Source organism: Streptomyces sp. NPDC001549 (genome assembly GCF_042894025.1).
In the GTDB taxonomy this organism is placed as follows: Bacteria; Actinomycetota; Actinomycetes; order Streptomycetales; family Streptomycetaceae; genus Streptomyces; species Streptomyces kutzneri.
The window spans coordinates 97,595-118,050 of sequence record NZ_JBIAVJ010000005.1; the positions used below are offsets into that span (position 1 = coordinate 97,595).

Sequence of the window (20,456 nt, forward strand, 5' to 3'; positions counted from 1 at the left end):
GTACCGCCCCTCGTCCGTCCGCGGGTGCGGACCACAGCGTCCCGGAGCTACAGCACCTTGGAGAGGAACGCCTTCGTCCGGTCGTGCTGGGGGTTGCCCAGGACGTCGCGGGGGTGGCCGGACTCGACGACCACGCCGCCGTCCATGAAGACGAGGTTGTCGCCGACCTCGCGGGCGAAGCCCATCTCGTGGGTGACCACGATCATGGTCATGCCCGATTCGGCGAGGTCCCGCATGACGTCCAGGACGTCACCGACCAGCTCCGGGTCGAGCGCCGAGGTGGGCTCGTCGAAGAGCATCAGCTTCGGCTCCATGGCCAGCGCGCGGGCGATCGCCACGCGCTGCTGCTGGCCGCCGGAGAGCTGGGTGGGGTAGTTCCCGCCCTTGTCCCCGAGACCGACGCGGTCCAGGAGCTTGATGGCACGCTCGCGCGCCACCGCCCTGGACTCGCCCTTGACCATGACCGGGGCTTCCATGACGTTCTCGATGGCCGTCATGTGCGGGAACAGGTTGAAGCGCTGGAAGACCATGCCGATGTCCCGGCGCTGCGCCGCGACCTCGCTGTCCTTCAGCTCGTAGAGCTTGTCGCCCTTCTGGCGGTAGCCCACCAGCTGCCCGTCGACGTACAGCCGTCCCGCGTTGACCTGCTCCAGGTGGTTGATGCACCGCAGGAAGGTCGACTTGCCGGAGCCGGAGGGACCGACCAGGCAGAACACCTCACGCGGGGCGACCTCCAGGTCGATGCCCTTGAGGATGTGCGCCGCACCGTAGGACTTGTGGACGCCCTCGGCCTTCACCATGGCAGTCGTCATCAGGCCACCGCCTTGCGGTTCGAGAAGCTGGACAGTTTCGCCTTGATCTTCTGCAGCGGTGTCGGCGGCAGCGAGCGCAGCGCACCACGGGCGTAGCGGCGCTCCAGGTAGTACTGGCCGACGCTGAACACGCTGGTCAGGGCGAGGTACCAGATCGACGCGACGAAGAACATCTCCATCACCGCGAACGAGGTCGAGGCGATGTCCTGGGCGGCGCGCAGCAGGTCGAAGTACTGCACGGCGACCACCAGCGAGGAGGTCTTGAGCATGTTGATGAACTCGTTGCCCGACGGCGGCACGATCACCCGCATGGCCTGCGGCAGCACGACCCGGCGCATCGTCTGCGTACGGGTCATGCCGAGCGCGTGCGAGGCCTCGGTCTGGCCCTCGTCGACCGACTGGATGCCGGCGCGGACGATCTCCGCCATGTACGCGCCCTCGTTCAGGCCCAGACCCAGCAGGGCCGCCAGGAACGGGGTCATGACCTGCGTCATCTCGTCCTTGTAGAACCCGAGGTTCAGGATCGGGAAGATCAGGGCGAGGTTGAACCAGATCAGCAGCTGCACGTACACCGGGGTGCCGCGGAACAGCCAGATGTAGAACCAGGCGATGGTGCTGGTGACCGGGTTCTTCGAGAGCCGCATGACCGCGAAGAGGACACCGAGCACCAGGCCCAGAGCCATCGAGGTGATGCTGATCCAGATCGTGTTGACGACACCGCGGAGGATCGTCGGGTCGAACAGCTTCTCCGGCACCGTCGCCCAGCGCACGTTGCCCTGCGAGAAGGCGACGACGAGCGCCACGACCAGGCCGATGACGACCACGGCGCTGATCCAGCGGCCGTAGTGGCGGACCGGGATGGCGCGGATGGCCTCGGGGGGGACGGCCCCGGCCGGCGGGGTGTCCGCCGGGTCCGGGACCTTGTCGAGCTTGTCAGTCACAGTGACTGCCCTTCAGTGTGCTGCGGTGGTACGCGGAGGTCAGGAACCGGCGTTGATCTTGGCCTCGGTCACGGCGCCGGAGCCCGCGTTCCACTTGTCCAGGGCGGCCTTGTACGTGCCGTCCTTGATGACCGCGTCGAGGGCTTCCTTGAGCGCGTCGCGCAGCTGGGTGTTCTTCTTGTCCACCGCGATGCCGAAGAGGCCGGCGTCGGTCGGGTTGGCGATGGCCTCGAAGTCGTTGCCGCCACCGGCGGTCTGCGCGATGTACGCGGCGACCGGGGAGTCGTTCAGGTCGGCGGCGGCGCCACCGGCCTTCACGCGGGTCTGGGCCTCGGCGTCGGTCGGGAAGGACTCGATCTTGAGCTCGCCCTTGCCGTCCGTCTTGCACTTCTCGGCCTGGGCCTTGGCGGACTCCTCGTACGTGGTGCCGCGCTGCACGGCGACCGTCTTGCCGCACAGGTCGTCGAGGGTCTTGATGCCCTGCGGGTTGCCCTTCTTGACCAGGATGCCGGTCGAGGCGGAGAAGTAGTCGACGAAGTCGACACCGGCACCGGTCTTGGCGCCCTTGTCGTCCAGGCCCTCCTGACGGGCCTTGGTGTCGGTGAGGGAGGACATGACCAGGTCGCTGCGACCCGTCTGCATGCTGCCGATCAGGGTGTCGAAGGTGCCGGACTCGAACTTGAACTGCACGCCGAGCTGCTTGCTCAGGGCCGCCGCGACGTCGGGGTCGACGCCGACGACCTTGCCGCCCTCGGTGAACTCCATCGGCGCGTAGGTGGCGTCCGTGCCGACCTTGATGACACCGGCGTCCTGGATCTTCTTCGGGAGCTTGGAGAAGAGCGGGGCGCTGCTGTTGTTCGCCGCACCCGACGGGCTGGTGGAGGCCTTGTCGGTCTGGTCACCACAGCCGGTGAGGATCAGGGCGCCCGCGACCGCGATCGCGCCGACCGCGGCGATCCGGGACCGTGCGGCGGTCGTACGACGGGTGGTGCTAGCGGTCATGGCTTGGTTCCTCCGGCGCTGGTGGAAAAGCAACGAAAAACGGTCGGACACGCACCATCGAGTGTCGCGACCTTGTGTGATTACGGCATCTTGCCATTCGGACTGAGACATTCAGGGTGCCCGTCAGGTCAAAATCGCATAACGGGCGCCCCGGGCGGCCCAACAGGACTGCGGAGAAGGGGGTTCGTGGCCGCAGATACTGCTGTGACCTGCTGGTTTTGCCGCAGTTTCTACGGGGCGTCTCGCCCACTGGACGGCAAGGTTTGGACTTTTCGCCAAAAGCCGGGCAAGGGACCTACAGTTGAGCGGGAATCGACTCGTCTGGGCGAGCGTTCTTCGGGTAGAACAGATCCTTACACCCCTCATCCGGGGCTCAGGGCGCGCGTGCGGCGCGCCCGCGCGTACGAACCTCCCCTTCGCGGAGACGGGCCAACCGTTGACGCGGAGTACGGACGCGGTGCCCGCCCACCCCTTAACCAGGAGTGGCCACCCTCAACGATTCAAAGGACTTAAGGGGTCACACGAAGTGGCAGCGGAAATCTTCAACCCTCGCAGTGACAGCGTCACGGACAACAACCCGGACGCGGTGTTCGCGCTGCACCGGGGCGGCAAGATGGCCATCCAGGCCACAGTGCCGGTCACCAACAAGGATGACCTTTCCCTCGCGTACACGCCCGGCGTGGCGAAGGTGTGCAGCGCCATCGCCGAGCAGCCGGAGCTGGTGAACGAGTACACCTGGAAGTCCAACGTGGTCGCCGTCGTCACCGACGGTACGGCCGTGCTCGGACTCGGTGACATCGGTCCCGAGGCCTCCCTCCCCGTCATGGAGGGCAAGGCCATCCTCTTCAAGCAGTTCGGTGGGGTGGACGCGGTTCCGATCGCGCTCGCCACCAAGGACACGGACGAGATCATCGAGACGGTCATCCGTCTCGCCCCGTCCTTCGGCGGGGTGAACCTGGAGGACATCTCCGCGCCCCGCTGCTTCGAGATCGAGCGCCGCCTCCAGGAGGCGCTGGACATCCCGATCTTCCACGACGACCAGCACGGCACCGCCATCGTGACGCTCGCCGCGCTGCGCAACGCCGCGAAGCTGACGGGTCGCACCCTCGGCGACCTGCGCGCCGTGATCTCGGGTGCGGGCGCGGCCGGCATCGCCATTGCCAAGATCCTGGTGGACGCGGGCATCGGCGACGTCTGCGTCACCGACCGCAAGGGCGTCGTGTCCGCGGACCGCTCCGACCTGACGGACGTCAAGGCGGAGATCGCGGGCCTGACCAACAAGACCGGCCAGACGGGCTCCCTGGAGACCGCGCTGAACGGCGCGGACGTCTTCATCGGCGTCTCCGGCGGTACGGTCCCGGAGGAGGCGGTGGCCTCGATGGCGAAGGACGCGTTCGTCTTCGCCATGGCCAACCCGAACCCGGAGGTCCACCCGGACGTCGCGCACAAGTACGCGGCGGTCGTGGCCACGGGCCGTTCGGACTTCCCGAACCAGATCAACAACGTGCTGGCGTTCCCGGGCATCTTCGCGGGCGCCCTCAAGGTGCGTGCCACCCGGATCACCGAGGGCATGAAGATCGCCGCCGCCGACGCCATCGCCGGTGTCGTGGGTGACGAGCTCGCCGCCGACTACGTGATCCCGTCGCCGTTCGACGAGCGCGTGGCCGAGGCCGTCGCCAACGCCGTGGCCGCCGCGGCCAAGGCCGACGGAGTGGCCCGTCTGGTCTGACACCGGACCTGAGCAGTACGAGAAAAGGCCCGACCGGATCCCCTCCGGCCGGGCCTTTCCGTTCACCCGCTCGGCGGACGGGCGCCCCGCCCCGGCGGGGGTCCGATTCGTTCACGTACGACACAGGTTCTCCTCGTTCTGCGCTGCGTCAGGATCGCGTCCGGCGGATCGGCCCCGCCCCCGCCGGGGGCCGGCGCGGCCGGGGTCGCCGGGGCGGCTGAGACGAAGGCCTCAGGAGGGCGGTCCCCGAGGGACTGGAACGCGCCCCTACCGAGCGGTAGCGTCGCCGCATGTTCGCTGCCTACGCCGCCCGAATCGACCGTGACCAGCCGCTGAACGGCCTTGAGCTGGGCGACCGCCCGGCCCCCGAGGCCCGGCCGGGCTGGGTGACCGTGAACGTCAAGGCCGCCTCCCTCAACCACCACGACCTGTGGTCGCTGCGCGGGGTCGGCCTCGGCGAGGAAAGACTCCCGATGATCCTCGGCTGCGACGCCGCCGGGATCGACCAGGACGGCAACGAGGTCGTCCTGCACTCCGTGATCGGCCAGAGCGGCCACGGGGTCGGCCCGGACGAGCCGCGCTCGATCCTGACCGAGCGCTACCAGGGGACCTTCGCCGAGCAGGTGACCGTCCCCGCCTGGAACGTGCTGCGCAAGCCCGCCGAGCTGACCTTCGAGGAGGCCGCCTGCCTTCCGACGGCCTGGCTGACGGCGTACCGGATGCTGTTCACCAACGCCGGGGTCCGCCCCGGGGACTCGGTCCTGGTGCAGGGGGCCGGCGGCGGTGTCGCGACCGCCGCGATCGCCCTCGGCAAGGCGGCCGGCCTGCGGGTGTTCGCCACGAGCCGGGACGAGGCCAAGCGCAAGCGGGCCGTGGAGCTGGGCGCGGTGGAGGCGTTCGAGCCGGGTGCGCGGCTGCCGCAGCGGGTGGACGCGGTGATCGAGACGGTGGGCGCCGCCACCTGGTCGCACTCGGTGAAGTCCCTGCGCCCGGGCGGCACCCTGGTGATCTCCGGCGCCACGAGCGGCGACCGCCCCGCGCACGCCGAGCTGACCCGGATCTTCTTCCTGGAGCTGAAGGTGGTCGGCTCGACGATGGGCTCGAAGGACGAGCTGGAGGACCTGCTCGCCTTCTGTGCGAACACCGGGCTGCGGCCGGTCATCGACGAGGTGCTGCCGCTGGACCGGGCGCGCGAGGGATTCGCGAAGCTCGCGTCGGGCGACCTCTTCGGCAAGATCGTCCTCACCCCCTGATCACCCGCCCTTGATGTCAACTGGGGTTGACGAACCTCTCGCGTCAACCTACATTGACATCCATGACCGAAGCCACTGATCTCGCCGAGCGGGCCGGTGACCGTGACCCGCGTGTGGGCCTGCGTGCCGTGGCCGCCCTCCGGAGGCTGCTGGAGCAGCTGGAGGCCGTACAGGTACGCAGTGCCCGCGCGCAGGGGTGGTCCTGGCAGGAGATCGCGGCCGAGCTGGGCGTCAGCCGGCAGGCCGTGCACAAGAAATACGGGAGGCTCTGATGTTCGAACGCTTCACCCGCGACGCCCGGTCGACCGTGACCGGGGCGGTGACGGAGGCCCGGCAGGCCGGGGCCCCCACCGTCACCGAGGAACATCTGCTGCTCTCCCTGCTGGCCTTGGGCGCCCTGGACCCGCTCGGCGTGGACCGCGCGGCGGTGGCCGCCGACCTCACGGCGGCCCGCCGCCGGGGCGGCATGTCCAGGGCGGACGAGGAGGCGCTGGCCGGACTCGGCATCGACCTCACCGAGATCGTCTCCCGCATCGAGGAGACCCACGGCCAGGGCGCCCTCGCGACCCCCGCGCCCCGCAGGCGGACCCTGGGCGCCTCGATCCGCTCCGCCCTCGGGCGCGAGGTCGCGGACGACCGCACCGGCAGCTACCGGGTCCCTTTCACCGAGGACGCGAAGAAGGTGCTGGAGCAGTCCCTGCGCATCGCGCTGGGCCGCAAGGACAACCACATCGGCACCCTGCACCTGCTGCTGGCCCTGCTCTCCCGCCCCGGCACCGTCTCCGAGGTCCTGTCGGACCACGGCATCACCTACGGCACGGCCGAAACCGGCCTCGCGGCCTGACGGCCGAACCCGCCTGCGCCCCGCACCTCCAGCCCCGCCGGTGTTCGAGGCACGGGAGTCCGGGCCGGCGCCCCGCACTTCCAGCCTCGCCGGTGTTCGAGGCTCGGGGTCCGGGGCCGCCCCGCACTCCAGCCCCGCCGGTGTTCGAGGCACGGGGGTCCGGGCCGGCGCCCCGCACTTCCAGCCTCGCCGGCGTTTGAGGCGCGGGGTCCGGGGCGGCGCCCCGGCAGCGGCGCCGCGGGCGAGCTACGGCCTGGACCCGAACGTGGCTCCCAGCCGGCCGGAGGCCGCCTCCAGGTGGCGGCGCGCCTCGGCGACCTGGGCCGCGGTCACCCCGCGGTCCCGCGCCGCATCACGGACCTCGTCGCGAAAACGGTCCAGCAGCCGGTCCAGGTCACGGGCGGGGTCGCCGGTGGGCGCCAGGTCGGCGGCCCAGTCCGCGGCTGCCCCCGCTGCCCCCGCTCCCGCCGCCCCCGCCGCCTCGTCCGCCGTCGTACGGGGCTCCGCGCCCGCGGGGGCCGTGGTCTGCGTACCGCCCCCGAGCCAGGCTCCGGCCAGGCTGCCCAGGACACCGCCGGACTTGGCGAACTGCTCCTGAAGCTGGCCCGCGATGCGCTGGACCTCCTCGCGGGCCCGCTCCTGGGCCTCCTTGGCCTGGCGGCGGGCCTGCTGCGCCTCCTCGCGGGCGCGGCGGCTCTCGTCCTTCGCCCGGCGCGCCTGCTCCTTCCACTCCTGCCGCGCCTTGCGCAGGTCCTCCTTGGCGGCCTTCCAGGACTCGTCCTCGACCTGGGTCGCCGACGCCGAGGCCGCGGCCCGCATCTCGCGGCGCAGGTCACCCGCCGCGCCCCGGACGTCGTCGCGGATCTCGGCGGCGAGCTCGGTGACCGAGTCGCGGATCTCCAGCTCCAGGTCGGCCAGTTCGCCGCCGCGGTCGGCCAGTTCGGCCCGGCCGGCATCGGTGATCGAGTACACCTTGCGCCCGCCCTCGGTGGCGTGCGTGACCAGGCCCTCGGCCTCCAGCTTCGCCAGCCGCGGATACACGGTGCCCGCGGAGGGCGCGTACAGGCCCTGGAAGCGCTCCTCCAGCAGGCGGATCACCTCGTACCCGTGGCGCGGGGCCTCGTCCAGCAGCTTGAGGAGGTACAGGCGGAGTCGGCCGTGGGCGAAGACGGGCGGCATGTCAGAGCACCTTCTTGTCGAGCGCGAGGGGGGCGGCGGGGCGGTCCGCGTCGGCCTGCGGGCGGCGCAGCAGCGCGATCGAGCCGGAGACCGTGGTCGCCCGCAGGGTGCCGGCGCCGGAGCCGAGGGTTCCGGTGATCCGCTTGGCGCCCATCTGACCGGAGACCCGCAGGTCCTCGAAGGCGTTGGAGACGCGGCCGGTGGCGGTGTTGGCCTCGACCTTGGCGTCGGCGGGGTGCGGGAGGCGGATCGCGACCTGCCCGGAGACGGAGTTGAGGAAGATGTCCACCGGCTCGGGGGCGGCGGGGTCCGCGGCGAGGTCGATGAGCATGTCGCCGCTGACCGAGTCGGCCCGCACGTTGCCGCCCGAGCCGTCGACCACCGTCAGGCCGCCGGAGACGGAGTGGAAGCCGAACTCGCCGGAGACGGACTGGGCCTCGACGCTGCCGGAGACGGTGTGCGCCTTGACCCGGCCGGACAGCCCGACCAGCGTGGCGTCGCCGGAGACCCCGTTGACATCGGTGCCGCCGGAGATGCCGGAGACGAAGACGGCGGCGCCGACCGCGGCCACGTGGACCTGGGTGGCGGCGGGCACGGTGAGGGTGATCGCGACGCTGCGCTCCCAGGCCTTGCGGCCGGAGGCGGAACCGGCCCAGGCCTTCCAGGGCTTGGTCTCGAACCACTGCTTGAGGCCCTGGGAGCCGTTCCAGGGCAGGTCCTCGTAGGAGACGGTGAGCGTGCCGCCGTCCTGCACGACGTACAGCGGCGGTCCGTCCACCTCGGTCACCTCCAGGCGGGCGGGGCCCTCCTCGGCGGCGACCACGTTCACCGTGCCGCTCACGAGGCGGACGCGGAGCTCGGTCACCGGCTCCTCGAAGGTGAGCTTCTGCGGTTCGTCGAAGTGCCACGTCGACGGCGACGACGACGACTCGGGCGACTGCTCTGCCATGGTGCTGATCCTCCTCGTGCGTTCACGGACCTGGCTCGACGCACGCAACATATCGCGTCTTCTGCTAACACGATATATCGCGGTTGAGGGAAGTCAAGCGCCCTCCCGAAACCCCACGGTTCGGGGTGTTTTGCACTACTGTGTGGGCATGTCAATATCCAGGGCCGCGACCGGTGGAATGCTGCTCTGCCGCGCCGAACCCCTTGCCATCCGGCCCCCGGCACATCTGTTGCGCGTACGCCTGCTGCTCGCCCCGGCGGGCACGTGGAGCGTGCTCGTCCCCGAGGACAAGCCGTGGCGGGACGGCCCGGAATCCGTGCCGGAGGTCCTCTCCGCCTGGGGCTCGGCGATCGCGATCGGCACCGACCGGCCGGTGCTGAGCCTGTGGTGGGAGGGCGGCCGGACCGGATTCGCCCTGGCCGGCGGGTTCCGGCGGACCGTCACCTACGCGTGGGACGCGGCGGGGCGCCCGGCCGGCGAGCCCGACGCCATGCGGACCCTGTCGGCGCGGCTCGGCCTGGACCCCGTGCTCGACCTGGAGGAACTGGAGCGCCTCACCCGCGCCGACGCCGACCCCGCCGTGGACGGGGAGGCCCGGCTGCTCGCGCTGGCCGCCCTGCTCACGCGCGCCGGACTGGCCCTGCCGCCCGGGCTCGCCCCGGGCGAATCGGCCGACCGGCTGCGGGGTGCGGCCCGGGTGGCTCCCGGCGTGGAGGTGCTGGAGTGGTCCGGCTGGCGCGACGCGGTACGGGCCGAGCTCGACGCGGTGGAACAGGGCCCGCTCGGCCCGTGGGTCCGCGGCCCGAGGGCCCGGCTGCTGGGCGCGGCTCAAATGGCGGCCGGCGCACCCCTGCTGGCCTGGGCGGCCCACCGCCGCAGCCCGGGCTGGGCGGCGGCGGGTGCGGTCCTGCTGGCGCACGGAACCGCGTCCCTGGCGTACGACCGGGCCCGGGCGCGGCGCCAGGGGGGCGCGGCGCCGGGCCCGGGGGCGGTCGGCGGGTGGGCGATCAGCGGGCCGTGGGCGGCACTTCCTTGATCCGGTCGACGACCGTCCGGGTCATGACGGCGCTGGTGAACACGACCGTGCCGGGCTTGATCAGGCCCTGCTCGCCGGACTCGCCCTGGACCTGGACGCTGCGCTCGCCGAGGAACGCGAGGGTCTGGCGATCGAAGATCCACTCCTCGCGCCGGCCGGAGTGCTCGTCGAGCCGGGCGACCGCGATGCCGCTGCGGCCCGCGGCGTCGGCCGCGTCGTCGACCGTCACCACGCCGGGGATCTTCGCCGCCGCATGGTAGAGCGCGGCCGTGAGCTCGGCCGGCGGGTAGCTGGCGTGCAGCAGGTCGCCGATCGTGGTGAAGGCCTCCTGGTCGGGGCCGTTGCCCTTGCCCTCGGTCTCCTGGTAGATCCGACGGAGCAGCGCGTCGGGGTCGGTGGGCAGAGTGGCCAGGTAGTTGTGGGAGGGCGCGTTCAGGAACGGCGTCGGAGTGTTGCCCATTTCGTCGGGGCCCGCCAGGGTCACGCCCTCCGGTCCGGTGTTGCCGGGCTCGATCAGCCAGCCGTTGGTGCCGTCCGGGGAGTTCCACTGGTGGCGCATGTGCAGTTCTTCGCTGACCAGCGTGCTCTTGTCGCCGACGGTCTTCACATAGGTGTTGGCCGTCTTGCTGCCGATGTAGATGAACTGGTCCGCGCGCACGGCCGGGCCGGAGGCCGAGGCAGAGGCGGAGGCCAGCGAGATCCGGTCCAGGAGCTGCGGCGCCCCCTTGGGGTCGGCGGTGCCGATCCGGGTGGTCAGCGCCGGGCCCGTGGCGATGGTGGAACCGGGTCCGTCCGCGGCACCCCGGTCCACGTAGGAGAGGAAGCCGACGGCAAGCACTCCGGCCAGCGCGAAGGCCGCGGCGGGCACGAAGACCGCCCGGCGCAGGAACGGGTTGCGTGCCCTGGTGACACGGGCGGGGGCGGCCGGGGCGGCGGCGGGGGTGGCGACGTCGGCGGCTCGGAGGTCTTCGTGGATCTGGGCCATCAGGCGCTCCTTGTGGAACTGGTGGCGGCCCGCGGGCAGTTCCCGTTCGGCGAACGGCAGGAGGAGCGGGTGCTCCTCCCCGCCGGCCGGGCGGGGCCGGGAGAGGTCGGGGTTCATCGGGTTCCTTCCTGTGCGGACCGGACCGTGTTCGTGCGGTCGCCATATGTCTGTCGGGGCCGAGCCGCGGGTTCCCGCTTTTTCTTCTTCAGTTCTGTTTCAGCGAGTTTGCGTAGCTTCGTACGAGCCCGGGACAGTCTGGACCGGACGGTTCCGACCGGGATGCCGAGGACCCGGGCGGCTTCCGCGTACTCCAGGCCCTCCCCCAGGCACAGCAGGAGGACTTCGCGCTCGGGTCCGCGCAGGGCGCTCAACTGCCCGAGCGTGGCCGCGATCTGCTGCCGGTCGTCCAGTCGGCCCGCCACCTCCTCGGCATGGTCGGGCACGGATGCGGCCCCTGCCGCCGCCGTGGCGGCGGCAGCGGCCCGATAGCGCCGGTTGCTGCGGCAGTGGTTGCGGGCGAGGTTGGTGGCGATGCCCAGCAGCCAGGGCCGCAGGGAGCCGCCCTCGGGGTCGATCGTGCCGCGCAGCCGCCATGCCTCCAGGAAGGCGGCCGACATGACGTCCTCCGCGGCGGCCCAGTCGCCGGTCATCCGAAAGGCGTGGTTGTAGACGGTGCGGGCGTAGCTGTCGAACAGCTCCGCATAGGCGTCCGGATCCCCGGACCGCACCCGGGTTCGCATCTCTGTCGTCACTCCTGTCGGCTGTCCGGCACCCGGGGCGGAGTTCCCGTGACCTGCGTCACGTCCACCGCGGAGCGGTAGGCCGCCGGCGGGGCCTCGGCCCCTGGCCGGGCATCGGCCCGGACCGGAAGGCACAGCCTAGGAGAGAGCCTGGGACACGGGTCTACGCCACCTCCAGCAGCGGGCTCGCGTGGTGGTGGAGCCAGGCCCGGTACGGGGGTGTCCGCAGGGCGGCCTCGCGATAGGCGGCGCGCAGGTCCTCGTAGACCTCCGTGTGCGCGCCCGGCCTGGTGGCCAGCAGCAGGCGCACGGCGAGGGGGTCCCCGCGGAGCGGCCGGATCGCCATGTCCTCGCGCGGCCCGGAGGTCGGCTGGCACGGGGCGACGGCCTCGCCGGAGATGATCAGCGAGGTCGCCGTGTGGTAGTCGGCGTGGAGCACCGGCGGATCGAGTCCGGCCCCGGCGAAGACCCGGCGCAGGCCGTCCCACTCGCCGTCGACCGAGGGGTCGACCATCCAGCGGTCGGCGGCCAGGTCCCGTAAGGAGACCACCGCCTGCCCGGCGGCCGGATGGTCCCGGGACATCGACACGAACTGCGGTTCCCGTTCCATCAGTACGTGCATCTGCAGCTCGGGCGGCACCCGCAGCGGGCTGCCCTCCACCTCGTGCACGAACGCCACGTCCAGCTGTCCCGCGGCGACCATCCTGAGCAGCGCGTTGGCGGAGACGTCGACCACGAGCGAGGTCTCGGTGTCCGGAAGCCGCCGGTGGATCCGCCGCAGCCAGCCCGGCAGGGCGCTGCTGGCGGTGGAGCCGATGCGCAGCCGCGAGGCGTGGGCCAGTTCGCGGGCCTCCGCCACCAGCGCGGCCATCTCGGCGAGCAGGGGGCGGGCCCGGCCCAGCACGGTCCGGCCGAAGGGGGTGGGCCGGCAGCCGGTCCGCTCGCGCAGGAACAGCTCTCCGTCGAGGGCCCGTTCGATGCGGCGCAGCTGGGTCGTCAGGGAGGGCTGGCTCACGCCGAGTTGCCGGGCGGCCTTGTGCAGGCTTCCGGCGTCGGCGATGGCGCACAGTGCGCGCAGGTGCCTGACCTCAAGCTCCATGTCCCGAGGGTAGGCCGGTCACTGCTGACCGCACCAGTCACCAATAGGCCCCCGAATCCCGCCATTCTCACGCTAGTTGGGCTGCCGAAATCTCCCCGATAGGCCCGCGTTATCGGGGAGTGACATCATCCGCCGGGCACTTCCCCTCCCGCAGACTCCGGTTCGAAAGACCACCCCCCACCGCACCGGACGAGTAGGAGCTCCCCCACATGCGCCACTCCCGTAAGGCCATGCTGGCCACGACCGTCGGCCTCGGCCTCGCCGCCGCCCTTGGTGTCGTCCCCACCGCCACCGCCGCGCCCGCCCCCGCCGGAAACGCCGTGAGCTACGCCGCGTACGAGCGTTCGCCGGAGAACGACGCCGCGAACCGCGCCTTCTTCGAGGCCGTGCAGCGTTCGGTCGCCGAGCAGCGGGCCGCGAACCCGGGCGCCCTGGCCGTGACCGTCACGTACAACACCCGCAGTGCCCCGAGCTTCCGCAACCAGATAGCCCGCTCCACGCAGATCTGGAACAGCTCGGTGTCCAACGTCAAGCTGCAGGAGGTGTCCTCGGGCGGGAACTTCTCGTACCGCGAGGGCAACGACTCACGTGGCTCGTACGCGAGCACGGACGGGCACGGCCGCGGTTACATCTTCCTGGACTACCGGCAGAACCAGCAGTACAACTCCACCCGGGTGACGGCGCACGAGACCGGCCACGTGCTGGGTCTGCCGGACCACTACTCGGGTCCCTGCAGCGAGCTGATGTCGGGTGGCGGCCCGGGCACGTCGTGCACGAACGCCAACCCGAACTCCGCCGAGCGGGCACGGGTCAACCAGCTCTGGGCCAACGGCTTCGCCTCCGGTCTGGGTGCGAAGGATCTCGCCGCCAAGGGCTGAGTCACCGCTCCTCGGGATCCGCGTAATCGGGGCAGTCGGGGTTCCGGCAGGGACCCCGGCCCCACACGGGAATGAAGATCCCGAGGGACTTGCGCCGCCTGACCACCGTGTCGACGCGGCGCCCGCACGCCGGGCACGTCTGCTGTTCGTGCCCGGCCTGCGGGGCCACGGTCTCGTGCGCGTGGTGCTGCTGTTCACCGGCCATACCTCCACGGTAGGCCGGTTCCGCGCGTTCGGCGGGTCAGCTCCGGCGGACGGCGTACGTGCTGATGATCTGGCCGCCGCCGAAGGTCTTGACTCCGGTGAGCTCCAGGAGGCGCACGTCGAAGCCGGCGCGGGACATCGGCATACCGGTGCCCGCGAAGACCGGGTAGGTCTTGACGATGATCTCGTCGATCTCGTCGATCAGCTGGGTGGCGAGGTCCGCCCCGCCGCAGAGCCAGATGCCGAGACCGTCCCGGGCCTTGAGCTCGCGGACCTGGGCCGCCAGGTCGCCGCTGATCAGCCGGACCTGCGGGTCCGGCGGGGTGGCGAGGGAGCGCGAGACGACGTACTGCTCGGGCAGGTGGCCGTAGGGGCTGGTCATGCCCGCTTTGAGGCCCGGCTCGTAGGTGTTGCGCCCCATGATCACCGCGTCGAAACGCTTGGGCGCGGCGTCGGCGATCCCGAGGTGGGCGCGCCCCTGGGCCGAGATGGTCTCGGGGTATTCAGCCGCGAGGTGCCCGACGAACTCGGCATCGAGCTGGCTGTAGAAGAAATCGCCGTCGCCGTTCGGGGCACCGATGAACCCGTCGACGGACGTGGCGATGAAGTACGTGAGCTTGCGCAAGCGATTCTCTTTCACTGGGGAGTGCCACCGCATCGGAGCACGTCGCATAAAGTACTTCACCTGCAGTGGTTACGCAAGGACCCTCTTCCCCGGGACCGGACCCGCGGCTCTCAGCCGCGCGGCTTGCGCCACATCGGCCACATCAGCGGCCCGTCCGGAAGCCGCACCGCCTCCCCCGTGAACTCCCAGCCGAGCCGCTCGTACAGTCCCTTGCTGCGCTCGCTGCTCGCCTCCAGGTACGCCGGCACGCCCTCGCGGTCGCAGCGCTCCAGCACCGGCCGGATCAGCTCGCTCCCCAGCCCCTGCCCCTGCCGGCCCGGGGCGACCGCGATCATCAGCAGGTACTCGTGCTCCTCCGCCGTCGGGTGCACCGCGCCCGTGAGGCGCCCGACCAGCTCGCACCGCTCGTTGTCCGGGTCCGCCACGGCCCGCATCCTCGCCGGGACCTCGTCCTCACCCTCGGGCACGCCCGCCGGGATCCGCAGCCACAGCGCGGCCGCCGAGCCGTCCACGGCGTAGTCGATCCGGCCCTCCTCCAGCGCCACGTCCACGAAGACGCCCAGGAACTTCCCGTGCACCGCGGCCCGGTGTTCCGGGTCCGGGAAGACCCAGCTGCTCACCGGGTCGGTACGGAAGGCCTCGTCGAGCAGCCGCGCCACCGCGTCCCGGTCCGACTGATCCGCCTGACGTATCTCCAGCACCACTGGTCACACCCTTCACTCACGCGTCAACAACCGTGAGCGATCCTAGAGTTGACACGGAGATGCGGTAAGGCCCGTTCCGGCACCGTGCGGTACCGGAACGGGCCCAGCCCCCCTCGGGCTCCCCGGATCTGCCCGCGCCCCCGCGCGCTCACCTCGTACGGCGCGTCACGAACTCCGCGAGGGCCAGCAGCCCGCCCGCCGCCCCGAGGTCCGGCACGGCCCGGGACAGCTGCTGGACCGCCCGCCCCATCCGGTCCGCGGCCTGGGCCTGCGCCCAGTCGCGCCCGCCGGCCCGGTCCACCGCGTCGGCCGCCCGGCGTACGTCGTCCCCGGCCATGGGGCCCGCGTAGAGAGCGGCCAGCTCGGCCCCCGCCGGGGTGTCCGAGGTGAGGGCGGCCACGACCGGCAGGGACTTCTTGCGGGCGATCAGGTCGGCCCCGGCGGGCTTGCCGGTGTGCCCCGGATCCCCCCAGATGCCGATCAGGTCGTCGATCAGCTGGAAGGCCAGCCCCGCCTCCCTCCCGAAGGCGTCCATGGCGTCGACCTCGTCCGGCCCGGCCCCCGCGTACAGGGCGCCCAGCGCGCAGGCGCAGCCCAGCAGCGCCCCGGTCTTGGCCGTGGCCATGGCCAGGCACTCGTCGAGCGTGACCTGCGGACGCCGCTCGAAAGCGCAGTCCGCCTGCTGGCCCGCGCACAGCTCGATGACACAGGCCGCGAGCCGGGCCGAGGCCGCCGCGGCGGCCGGATGCGGGTCCTCCGCGAGCAGCCGCAGCGCGAGCGCCATCATGGCGTCGCCCGTGATGATGGCGTCCGGCGTCCCGAAGACGGTCCAGGCCGTGGGCCGGCCCCGCCGCCGGACGTCCTTGTCGATGATGTCGTCGTGCAGCAGCGTGAAGTTGTGCGCCAGCTCCACGGCCGCCGCCGCCCGTACGGCCTCGTCGGCCGGACCGGCCCCGGGACCGCGCAGGGCCTGGGCGGCGGCCAGCACCAGGGCCGGCCGGATGGCCTTCCCGGCCCCGCCCGAGGCGGGGCTGCCGTCCTCGTGCTCCCAGCCGAAGTGGTACATCGCCACGCGCCGCATCGAACCCGGCAGGCTCTCGACCGTGCGGCGCAGCTGCGGGTCGACCGCTTCTCTCGTCCGTTCCAGCAGGGCCGCGGCGTCCTGGCCCTCACCGGTCGCGATGGCGTTCACCGCGGTCAGCGCCAACGGCCGATCTCGACGTTCTCCAGCACGCCGAGCGCGTCCGGCACCAGCACCGCGGCCGAGAAGTAGGCGGTGACCAGGTAGGAGATGATGGCCTGCTCGCTGATCCCCATGAAGCGGACCGACATGCTCGGTTCGATCTCGTCCGGGATGCCCGGCTGGTGGAGCCCGATCACGCCCTGCTCGTCCTCGCCGGTGCGCATGCACAGGATGGACGTGGTGCGGGCGTCGCTGATCGGGATCTTGTTGCTCGGGAAGATCGGTACCCCGCGCCAGGCGGGCACCCGGTTGCCGCCGATGTCCACCGACTCCGGGTAGATGCCGCGCTTGTTGCACTCGCGGCCGAAGGCGGCGATCGCCTTGGGGTGCGCCAGGAACAGCTTGGAGCCGCGCCGCATGCTGAGCAGCTGGTCCATGTCGTCGGGGCCGGGCGCGCCGTCGTGCGGCTGGATGCGCTGGTCGTAGTCGGCGTTGTGGAGCAGGCCGAAGTCGCGGTTGTTGAGCATCTCGTGCTCCTGGCGCTCGCGCAGCGCCTCGACCGTGAGCCGCAACTGCTGCTCGGTCTGGTTCATCGGGTGGTTGTAGAGGTCGGCGACGCGGCTGTGCACCCGCAGGACCGTTTGTGCAATGGAGAGTTCGTACTCGCGCGGCCGGGCCTCGTAGTCCACGAAGGTGCCGGGGAGGACGGCCTCGCCCTGGTGGCCGGCGGAGAGCTCGATCGCGGCCTCGCCGTACTTGTTGGTCTCCCGGTCGGGCCGGGTCCGTACGCCCTCCACGTGCTCCCGCAGCGACTCGACCCGGTCGGCGAGGAGCTGGAAGTCCTGCCGGGACAGGGCGAGCACGGTGCCGGAGGTGGCGGCGCGGGCGGTGTACTCCCAAATCGATTCTTCATCGACGAGGGACTCGTCGCCGAAGTACGCGCCGTCGGCGACGGTCCGCAGGACGGCGTCCTCCCCGTAGGGGCCGGGGCCGATCTGGTCGATGCGGCCGTGGGCGAGCAGGAAGACCTGGTCGGCGGGGCTGCCGAAGGAGGTCAGCTCCTGGCCGGCCTCGAAGTCGATCTGCCGGCACCGCTGGGCGAGTTCACCGAGGACGTCGAGGTCCTCGTAGTCGCGCAGCAGCGGGAGCTCGCCGAGCTCCGCCGGGATCACCTGGACCTGGGTGCCGGTCTTGACGAACTCCACGACGCCGTTGCCGACCGAGTAGCTCAGCCTGCGGTTGACGCGGTACGTGCCGCCCTGCACCGGCACCCACGGCAGCATCTTCAGGAGCCACCGCGAGGTGATCTCCTGCATCTGCGGCGCGGACTTGGTCGTGGTTGCCAAGTTCCGTGCGGCCGCCGTCCCAAGACTGCGCTGCGGTGTCTGGACCTCGGACTCGGAACCTGCCTGGACCGACATGTCTTTCCCTTTCGATCACTCCATGGATCTGCGGATGCAGCCTGTCAGTACGGAAAGTGGTCGGACCATTACACAAAAGGGTGGGACTACTCCGTCCGGGCGCGGGGCACTCTTTGGGGTCACCCATCTCCCCCATGAGCCTCTTCAGCCCCACGCACCCCATCGATTTCGGCCAAGCGTGAACCTCACACCCGGTCTAACTTGCATCAAGGATGCAAGTTTCCCTACGCTGGCCCCATGCGGCTGACCCGATTCACCGACCTGGCACTGCGCGTCCTGATGCGCCTGGCCGTCGAGGAAACGGACCTCCCGACCACCCGTGACGTGGCGGCGACCATGGAGGTCCCCTACACGCACACCGCCAAGGTGGTCGCCAGGCTGCAGCACCTCGGCCTGATCGAGGCCCGGCGCGGCCGTGGCGGCGGGCTCGCCCTGACCGCCGCCGGACGCGCCGCGCCGGTCGGCGCGGTGGTGCGCGAGCTGGAGGGCGAGGGGGACGTCGTGGACTGCGAAGGCGCCACCCCCTGCCCGCTGCGCGGGGCCTGCATCCTGCGCGGCGCCCTGCGCCGGGCCCAGGAGGCCTTCTACGCCGCACTGGACCCGCTCACGGTGAACGACCTGGTGGCGTCTCCGACCGGACCGCTCCTGCTGGGCATTTCGAGCAGGGCACCGACCGGATCCGGGGGCCCCTGACCCCTCCGGGCCGGGTGGCCGATTACCGCCCCCCGCCGAACCGGTCCGGCGGGGGGTCCGAACAGAAGTCCGCACCGCAGCGGTTCTTCTGCGATCAAAAATACGCATCTTAGATGCAAATTCACACAGTCACGTCCATCACGCGAGGAGTTCCCCATGCTGTCCGAGAAGTCGAGCGCGACCGTACGAGCCACCCTGCCCGCCGTCGGGGCGGCGATCGGCGACATAGCCGAGCTCTTCTACACCAAGCTCTTCGCGGCGCACCCGGCACTGATCCGCGACCTCTTCAACCGGGGCAACCAGAAGGCCGGCCTCCAGCAGCAGGCACTGGCGGGCTCCATCGCCGCCTTCGCCACCCACCTCCTCGCCCACCCGGACACCCGGCCCGACGTGATGCTCGGCCGCATCGCCCACAAGCACGCCAGCCTCGGCGTCACCCGCGAGCAGTACGCGGTCGTCCACCAGCACCTCTTCGAGGCGATCGCCGAGGTCCTCGGCGAGGCCGTCACCCCCGAGGTCGCCGAGGCCTGGGACGAGGTCTACTGGCTGATGGCGAACGCCCTGATCGCCCTGGAGGAGCGCCTCTACGCCGAGCAGCGGGTCGTCGCCGGTGACGTGTGGCGCGAGTGGACCGTCACCGACCGGGTGGCGGAGACGGCGGACTGCACCACCTTCCAAATCGCCCCCGCGGACGGCTCCCCGGCGCCCGCCCACCGGCCCGGCCAGTACGTCTCGGTCCAGGTCGAACTCCCGGACGGCGCCCGCCAGATCCGCCAGTACAGCCTCATCACCTCCCCGGGTTCCACGGTCCGCGCGATCACCGTGAAGCGGGTCCACGGCCCGGCCGCCGCGGGCCCCGACGGCGAGGTCTCCAACCACCTGCACGCCCGGGTCCGCACCGGCGACACCCTGCGCGTCTCGGTCCCGTACGGCGACCTGGTCCTGGCGGACTCGGCCGCCCCGGTGCTGCTCGCCTCGGCCGGCATCGGCTGCACCCCGATGCTGTCGATGCTGGAGCACCTGGCCGACACCGGGCACACCGCCCCGGTGACCGTGCTGCACGCCGACCGCTCCCCCGCCGACCACCCGCTGCGGGGCGACCACCGGGCGCTGACGCACAAGCTGCCCGACGCCTCGGCCCGGTTCTGGTACGAGGAGTCGGCGGAGCCGGGCGACGGCGAGGGCCGCATGGACCTCTCGGCCGTCCCCCTCGCCCCGGGCACCAGGGCCTACCTGTGCGGGCCGCTCCCCTTCATGCGGGCCGTGCGCGAGCAGCTGATCACCAAGGGGCTGCCGGCCGCCGACATCCACTACGAGGTGTTCGGCCCGGACCTGTGGCTCGCATCGGCCTGATCCCTGGCCGGATCGGCTCGCTCACCGTACGAATGCACTAGCCGCGGAAGGGCCGCCTCCACTAAACCGGAGGGTGACGAGACGGGCGCAGAGGGTGCCCGCCGCGCACCGCAACGAAGGAGGCGGCCATGGCCGCACCCATGTCCGCGGACCGTTTCATCAACGCACTGCGCAACGAGGGCCTGACCGTCGTCGAAGTCGGCGCCTGGCGCACCCACAACCGCAACCACAAGGGCCCCTGGGGGCCCGTGCACGGGGTGATGATCCACCACACCGTCACCCGCGGCACCCCGTACACGGTCGAGCTCTGCCGGGAGGGCCACAGCGCCCTGCCCGGCCCGCTCTGCCACGGAGTGATCGCCAAGGACGGCCGCGTCCACCTCGTGGGCTACGGCCGCGCCAACCACGCGGGCGCCGGCGACTCCGACGTCCTGGCGGCGGTGATCGCGGAGAAGCGGCTGCCGCCGGACAACGAGACGGACACCGACGGCAACCGCCACTTCTACGGCTTCGAGTGCGAGAACCTCGGCGACGGCGAGGACCCCTGGCCGGCCGTCCAGCTCGACGCCATCGCCCGCGCCTCGGCGGCCGTCTGCCGGATCCACCGCTGGACGGCCCGCTCGGTGATCGGCCACCGCGAATGGCAGCCTGGCAAGCCCGACCCCAGGGGCTTCACGATGGACTCCATGCGCAACCGCATCGCCGAGCGCCTGAAGTAGCCCGCTCACCGCGCGGCCCGTCCCCCGGAGGACCTCAGGAGACGGGCCCCGCGCCCTGCGGGATCCGGCCGCGCCCGGCAGCGGAAATCCCGTGGCCCGAAGGTCCT

General features: G+C 71.6%; 22 protein-coding genes. 9 read left to right on the forward strand and 13 right to left on the reverse strand.

All coding sequences use genetic code 11. The annotated features are described in order from the left end of the window. Positions 1–47: 47 nt before the first annotated feature. From ACFY04_RS10525 to ACFY04_RS10535, 3 genes are read right to left on the reverse strand one after another with little or no spacing between them, the layout of a single operon-like run. The gene (locus ACFY04_RS10525) at positions 48–812 is read right to left on the reverse strand and encodes an amino acid ABC transporter ATP-binding protein (RefSeq protein ID WP_314243934.1); all 765 of its coding nucleotides are present in this window, start codon (positions 810–812) and stop codon (positions 48–50) included. Further along, positions 812–1,753 carry an amino acid ABC transporter permease gene (locus ACFY04_RS10530; RefSeq protein WP_389115589.1) on the reverse strand — a complete coding sequence of 314 codons (942 nt, stop codon included), beginning with the start codon at positions 1,751–1,753 and terminating at the stop codon, positions 812–814. Before ACFY04_RS10530 ends, ACFY04_RS10525 begins: the two co-directional genes overlap by 1 nt. 39 nt (positions 1,754–1,792) lie before the next feature. After that, complete coding sequence (locus ACFY04_RS10535) at positions 1,793–2,755, reverse strand: ABC transporter substrate-binding protein (protein WP_389115591.1); 963 nt, start codon at positions 2,753–2,755, stop codon at positions 1,793–1,795. A 526-nt stretch (positions 2,756–3,281) separates the two neighbouring features. Between ACFY04_RS10535 and ACFY04_RS10540 the strand changes: the two genes are divergently transcribed. From ACFY04_RS10540 to ACFY04_RS10555, 4 genes are all read left to right on the forward strand, one after another. Then, positions 3,282–4,484: an NADP-dependent malic enzyme gene (locus tag ACFY04_RS10540; RefSeq protein ID WP_373041019.1), complete on the forward strand. Its 1,203-nt coding sequence runs from the start codon at positions 3,282–3,284 to the stop codon at positions 4,482–4,484. Positions 4,485–4,774: 290 nt separating this feature from the next. Next, entirely contained in the window at positions 4,775–5,737 is a 963-nt protein-coding gene (locus ACFY04_RS10545) for a zinc-binding dehydrogenase (RefSeq protein WP_389115592.1), read from the forward strand. Between the two features lie 62 nt (positions 5,738–5,799). Then, complete coding sequence (locus ACFY04_RS10550) at positions 5,800–6,009, forward strand: helix-turn-helix domain-containing protein (RefSeq protein WP_030013034.1); 210 nt, start codon at positions 5,800–5,802, stop codon at positions 6,007–6,009. After that, positions 6,009–6,581, forward strand: a complete 573-nt coding sequence (locus ACFY04_RS10555; protein ID WP_389115594.1) for a Clp protease N-terminal domain-containing protein — start codon at positions 6,009–6,011, stop codon at positions 6,579–6,581. Before ACFY04_RS10550 ends, ACFY04_RS10555 begins: the two co-directional genes overlap by 1 nt. Positions 6,582–6,827: 246 nt before the next feature. Here ACFY04_RS10555 and ACFY04_RS10560 read toward each other — a convergent pair whose 3' ends face one another. After that, the gene (locus ACFY04_RS10560; RefSeq protein ID WP_389115595.1) at positions 6,828–7,760 is read right to left on the reverse strand and encodes a helix-turn-helix transcriptional regulator; all 933 of its coding nucleotides are present in this window, start codon (positions 7,758–7,760) and stop codon (positions 6,828–6,830) included. Between the two features lies 1 nt (position 7,761). Next, a complete protein-coding gene (locus ACFY04_RS10565; protein WP_373041015.1) occupies positions 7,762–8,709 on the reverse strand; it encodes a DUF4097 domain-containing protein in 948 nt (315 codons plus the stop codon). A gap of 154 nt (positions 8,710–8,863) precedes the next feature. Between ACFY04_RS10565 and ACFY04_RS10570 the strand changes: the two genes are divergently transcribed. After that, positions 8,864–9,745 carry a hypothetical protein gene (locus ACFY04_RS10570; protein WP_389116020.1) on the forward strand — a complete coding sequence of 294 codons (882 nt, stop codon included), beginning with the start codon at positions 8,864–8,866 and terminating at the stop codon, positions 9,743–9,745. Here the strand turns inward: ACFY04_RS10570 and ACFY04_RS10575 are convergent. The 3 genes from ACFY04_RS10575 to ACFY04_RS10585 form a co-directional block, all read right to left on the reverse strand. Beyond that, positions 9,717–10,847, reverse strand: coding sequence for a CU044_5270 family protein (locus ACFY04_RS10575; protein WP_389115597.1), 1,131 nt, complete (start codon positions 10,845–10,847; stop codon positions 9,717–9,719). The genes ACFY04_RS10570 and ACFY04_RS10575 overlap by 29 nt on opposite strands. Further along, the gene (locus ACFY04_RS10580) at positions 10,844–11,470 is read right to left on the reverse strand and encodes an RNA polymerase sigma factor (RefSeq protein WP_389115599.1); all 627 of its coding nucleotides are present in this window, start codon (positions 11,468–11,470) and stop codon (positions 10,844–10,846) included. Before ACFY04_RS10580 ends, ACFY04_RS10575 begins: the two co-directional genes overlap by 4 nt. A gap of 163 nt (positions 11,471–11,633) precedes the next feature. Beyond that, complete coding sequence (locus tag ACFY04_RS10585) at positions 11,634–12,569, reverse strand: LysR family transcriptional regulator (RefSeq protein ID WP_389115600.1); 936 nt, start codon at positions 12,567–12,569, stop codon at positions 11,634–11,636. A gap of 209 nt (positions 12,570–12,778) precedes the next feature. Here ACFY04_RS10585 and snpA point away from each other — a divergent pair, with 209 nt between their 5' ends. Next, positions 12,779–13,447, forward strand: a complete 669-nt coding sequence (snpA, locus tag ACFY04_RS10590) for a snapalysin (protein WP_389115602.1) — start codon at positions 12,779–12,781, stop codon at positions 13,445–13,447. Between the two features lies 1 nt (position 13,448). On the opposite strand, the gene ACFY04_RS10595 is transcribed toward snpA, so the two are convergent. The 5 genes from ACFY04_RS10595 to ACFY04_RS10615 all read right to left on the reverse strand — a co-directional run bounded on the left by ACFY04_RS10595 (position 13,449) and on the right by ACFY04_RS10615 (position 17,584). After that, entirely contained in the window at positions 13,449–13,652 is a 204-nt protein-coding gene (locus ACFY04_RS10595) for a hypothetical protein (RefSeq protein WP_314243914.1), read from the reverse strand. A gap of 36 nt (positions 13,653–13,688) precedes the next feature. Further along, positions 13,689–14,276, reverse strand: a complete 588-nt coding sequence (locus ACFY04_RS10600; RefSeq protein ID WP_389115603.1) for a dihydrofolate reductase family protein — start codon at positions 14,274–14,276, stop codon at positions 13,689–13,691. A 110-nt stretch (positions 14,277–14,386) separates the two neighbouring features. After that, a complete protein-coding gene (locus tag ACFY04_RS10605) occupies positions 14,387–14,980 on the reverse strand; it encodes a GNAT family N-acetyltransferase (RefSeq protein ID WP_382539798.1) in 594 nt (197 codons plus the stop codon). Positions 14,981–15,128: 148 nt separating this feature from the next. After that, a complete protein-coding gene (locus ACFY04_RS10610) occupies positions 15,129–16,187 on the reverse strand; it encodes a family 2 encapsulin nanocompartment cargo protein polyprenyl transferase (RefSeq protein ID WP_389115606.1) in 1,059 nt (352 codons plus the stop codon). Continuing rightward, positions 16,178–17,584 (reverse strand): family 2B encapsulin nanocompartment shell protein, encoded by a 1,407-nt coding sequence (locus tag ACFY04_RS10615; RefSeq protein WP_389115608.1) that lies wholly within the window; start codon positions 17,582–17,584, stop codon positions 16,178–16,180. The genes ACFY04_RS10610 and ACFY04_RS10615 overlap by 10 nt, the downstream gene beginning before the upstream one ends. Before the next feature lie 237 nt (positions 17,585–17,821). Between ACFY04_RS10615 and ACFY04_RS10620 the strand changes: the two genes are divergently transcribed. The 3 genes from ACFY04_RS10620 (at position 17,822) to ACFY04_RS10630 (ending at position 20,349) form a co-directional block, all read left to right on the forward strand. Beyond that, entirely contained in the window at positions 17,822–18,277 is a 456-nt protein-coding gene (locus tag ACFY04_RS10620) for an RrF2 family transcriptional regulator (protein WP_389115610.1), read from the forward strand. Between the two features lie 156 nt (positions 18,278–18,433). Continuing rightward, a complete protein-coding gene (locus ACFY04_RS10625; protein WP_389115612.1) occupies positions 18,434–19,630 on the forward strand; it encodes a globin domain-containing protein in 1,197 nt (398 codons plus the stop codon). Between the two features lie 128 nt (positions 19,631–19,758). Then, the gene (locus ACFY04_RS10630; protein WP_389115613.1) at positions 19,759–20,349 is read left to right on the forward strand and encodes an N-acetylmuramoyl-L-alanine amidase; all 591 of its coding nucleotides are present in this window, start codon (positions 19,759–19,761) and stop codon (positions 20,347–20,349) included. The last annotated feature ends 107 nt before the right edge of the window (positions 20,350–20,456 follow it).

Coding starts and splice junctions, on each gene's coding strand:
- ACFY04_RS10550 (WP_030013034.1), top strand. CDS start 5,800: ATGACCGAAGCCACTGATCTCGCCGAGCGGGCCGGTGACCGTGACCCG.
- ACFY04_RS10545 (WP_389115592.1), top strand. CDS start 4,775: ATGTTCGCTGCCTACGCCGCCCGAATCGACCGTGACCAGCCGCTGAAC.
- ACFY04_RS10555 (WP_389115594.1), top strand. CDS start 6,009: ATGTTCGAACGCTTCACCCGCGACGCCCGGTCGACCGTGACCGGGGCG.
- snpA (WP_389115602.1), top strand. CDS start 12,779: ATGCGCCACTCCCGTAAGGCCATGCTGGCCACGACCGTCGGCCTCGGC.
- ACFY04_RS10620 (WP_389115610.1), top strand. CDS start 17,822: ATGCGGCTGACCCGATTCACCGACCTGGCACTGCGCGTCCTGATGCGC.
- ACFY04_RS10575 (WP_389115597.1), bottom strand. CDS start 10,847: ATGAACCCCGACCTCTCCCGGCCCCGCCCGGCCGGCGGGGAGGAGCAC.
- ACFY04_RS10615 (WP_389115608.1), bottom strand. CDS start 17,584: ATGTCGGTCCAGGCAGGTTCCGAGTCCGAGGTCCAGACACCGCAGCGC.
- ACFY04_RS10560 (WP_389115595.1), bottom strand. CDS start 7,760: ATGCCGCCCGTCTTCGCCCACGGCCGACTCCGCCTGTACCTCCTCAAG.
- ACFY04_RS10625 (WP_389115612.1), top strand. CDS start 18,434: ATGCTGTCCGAGAAGTCGAGCGCGACCGTACGAGCCACCCTGCCCGCC.
- ACFY04_RS10595 (WP_314243914.1), bottom strand. CDS start 13,652: ATGGCCGGTGAACAGCAGCACCACGCGCACGAGACCGTGGCCCCGCAG.
- ACFY04_RS10580 (WP_389115599.1), bottom strand. CDS start 11,470: ATGCGAACCCGGGTGCGGTCCGGGGATCCGGACGCCTATGCGGAGCTG.
- ACFY04_RS10565 (WP_373041015.1), bottom strand. CDS start 8,709: ATGGCAGAGCAGTCGCCCGAGTCGTCGTCGTCGCCGTCGACGTGGCAC.
- ACFY04_RS10535 (WP_389115591.1), bottom strand. CDS start 2,755: ATGACCGCTAGCACCACCCGTCGTACGACCGCCGCACGGTCCCGGATC.
- ACFY04_RS10525 (WP_314243934.1), bottom strand. CDS start 812: ATGACGACTGCCATGGTGAAGGCCGAGGGCGTCCACAAGTCCTACGGT.
- ACFY04_RS10630 (WP_389115613.1), top strand. CDS start 19,759: ATGGCCGCACCCATGTCCGCGGACCGTTTCATCAACGCACTGCGCAAC.
- ACFY04_RS10585 (WP_389115600.1), bottom strand. CDS start 12,569: ATGGAGCTTGAGGTCAGGCACCTGCGCGCACTGTGCGCCATCGCCGAC.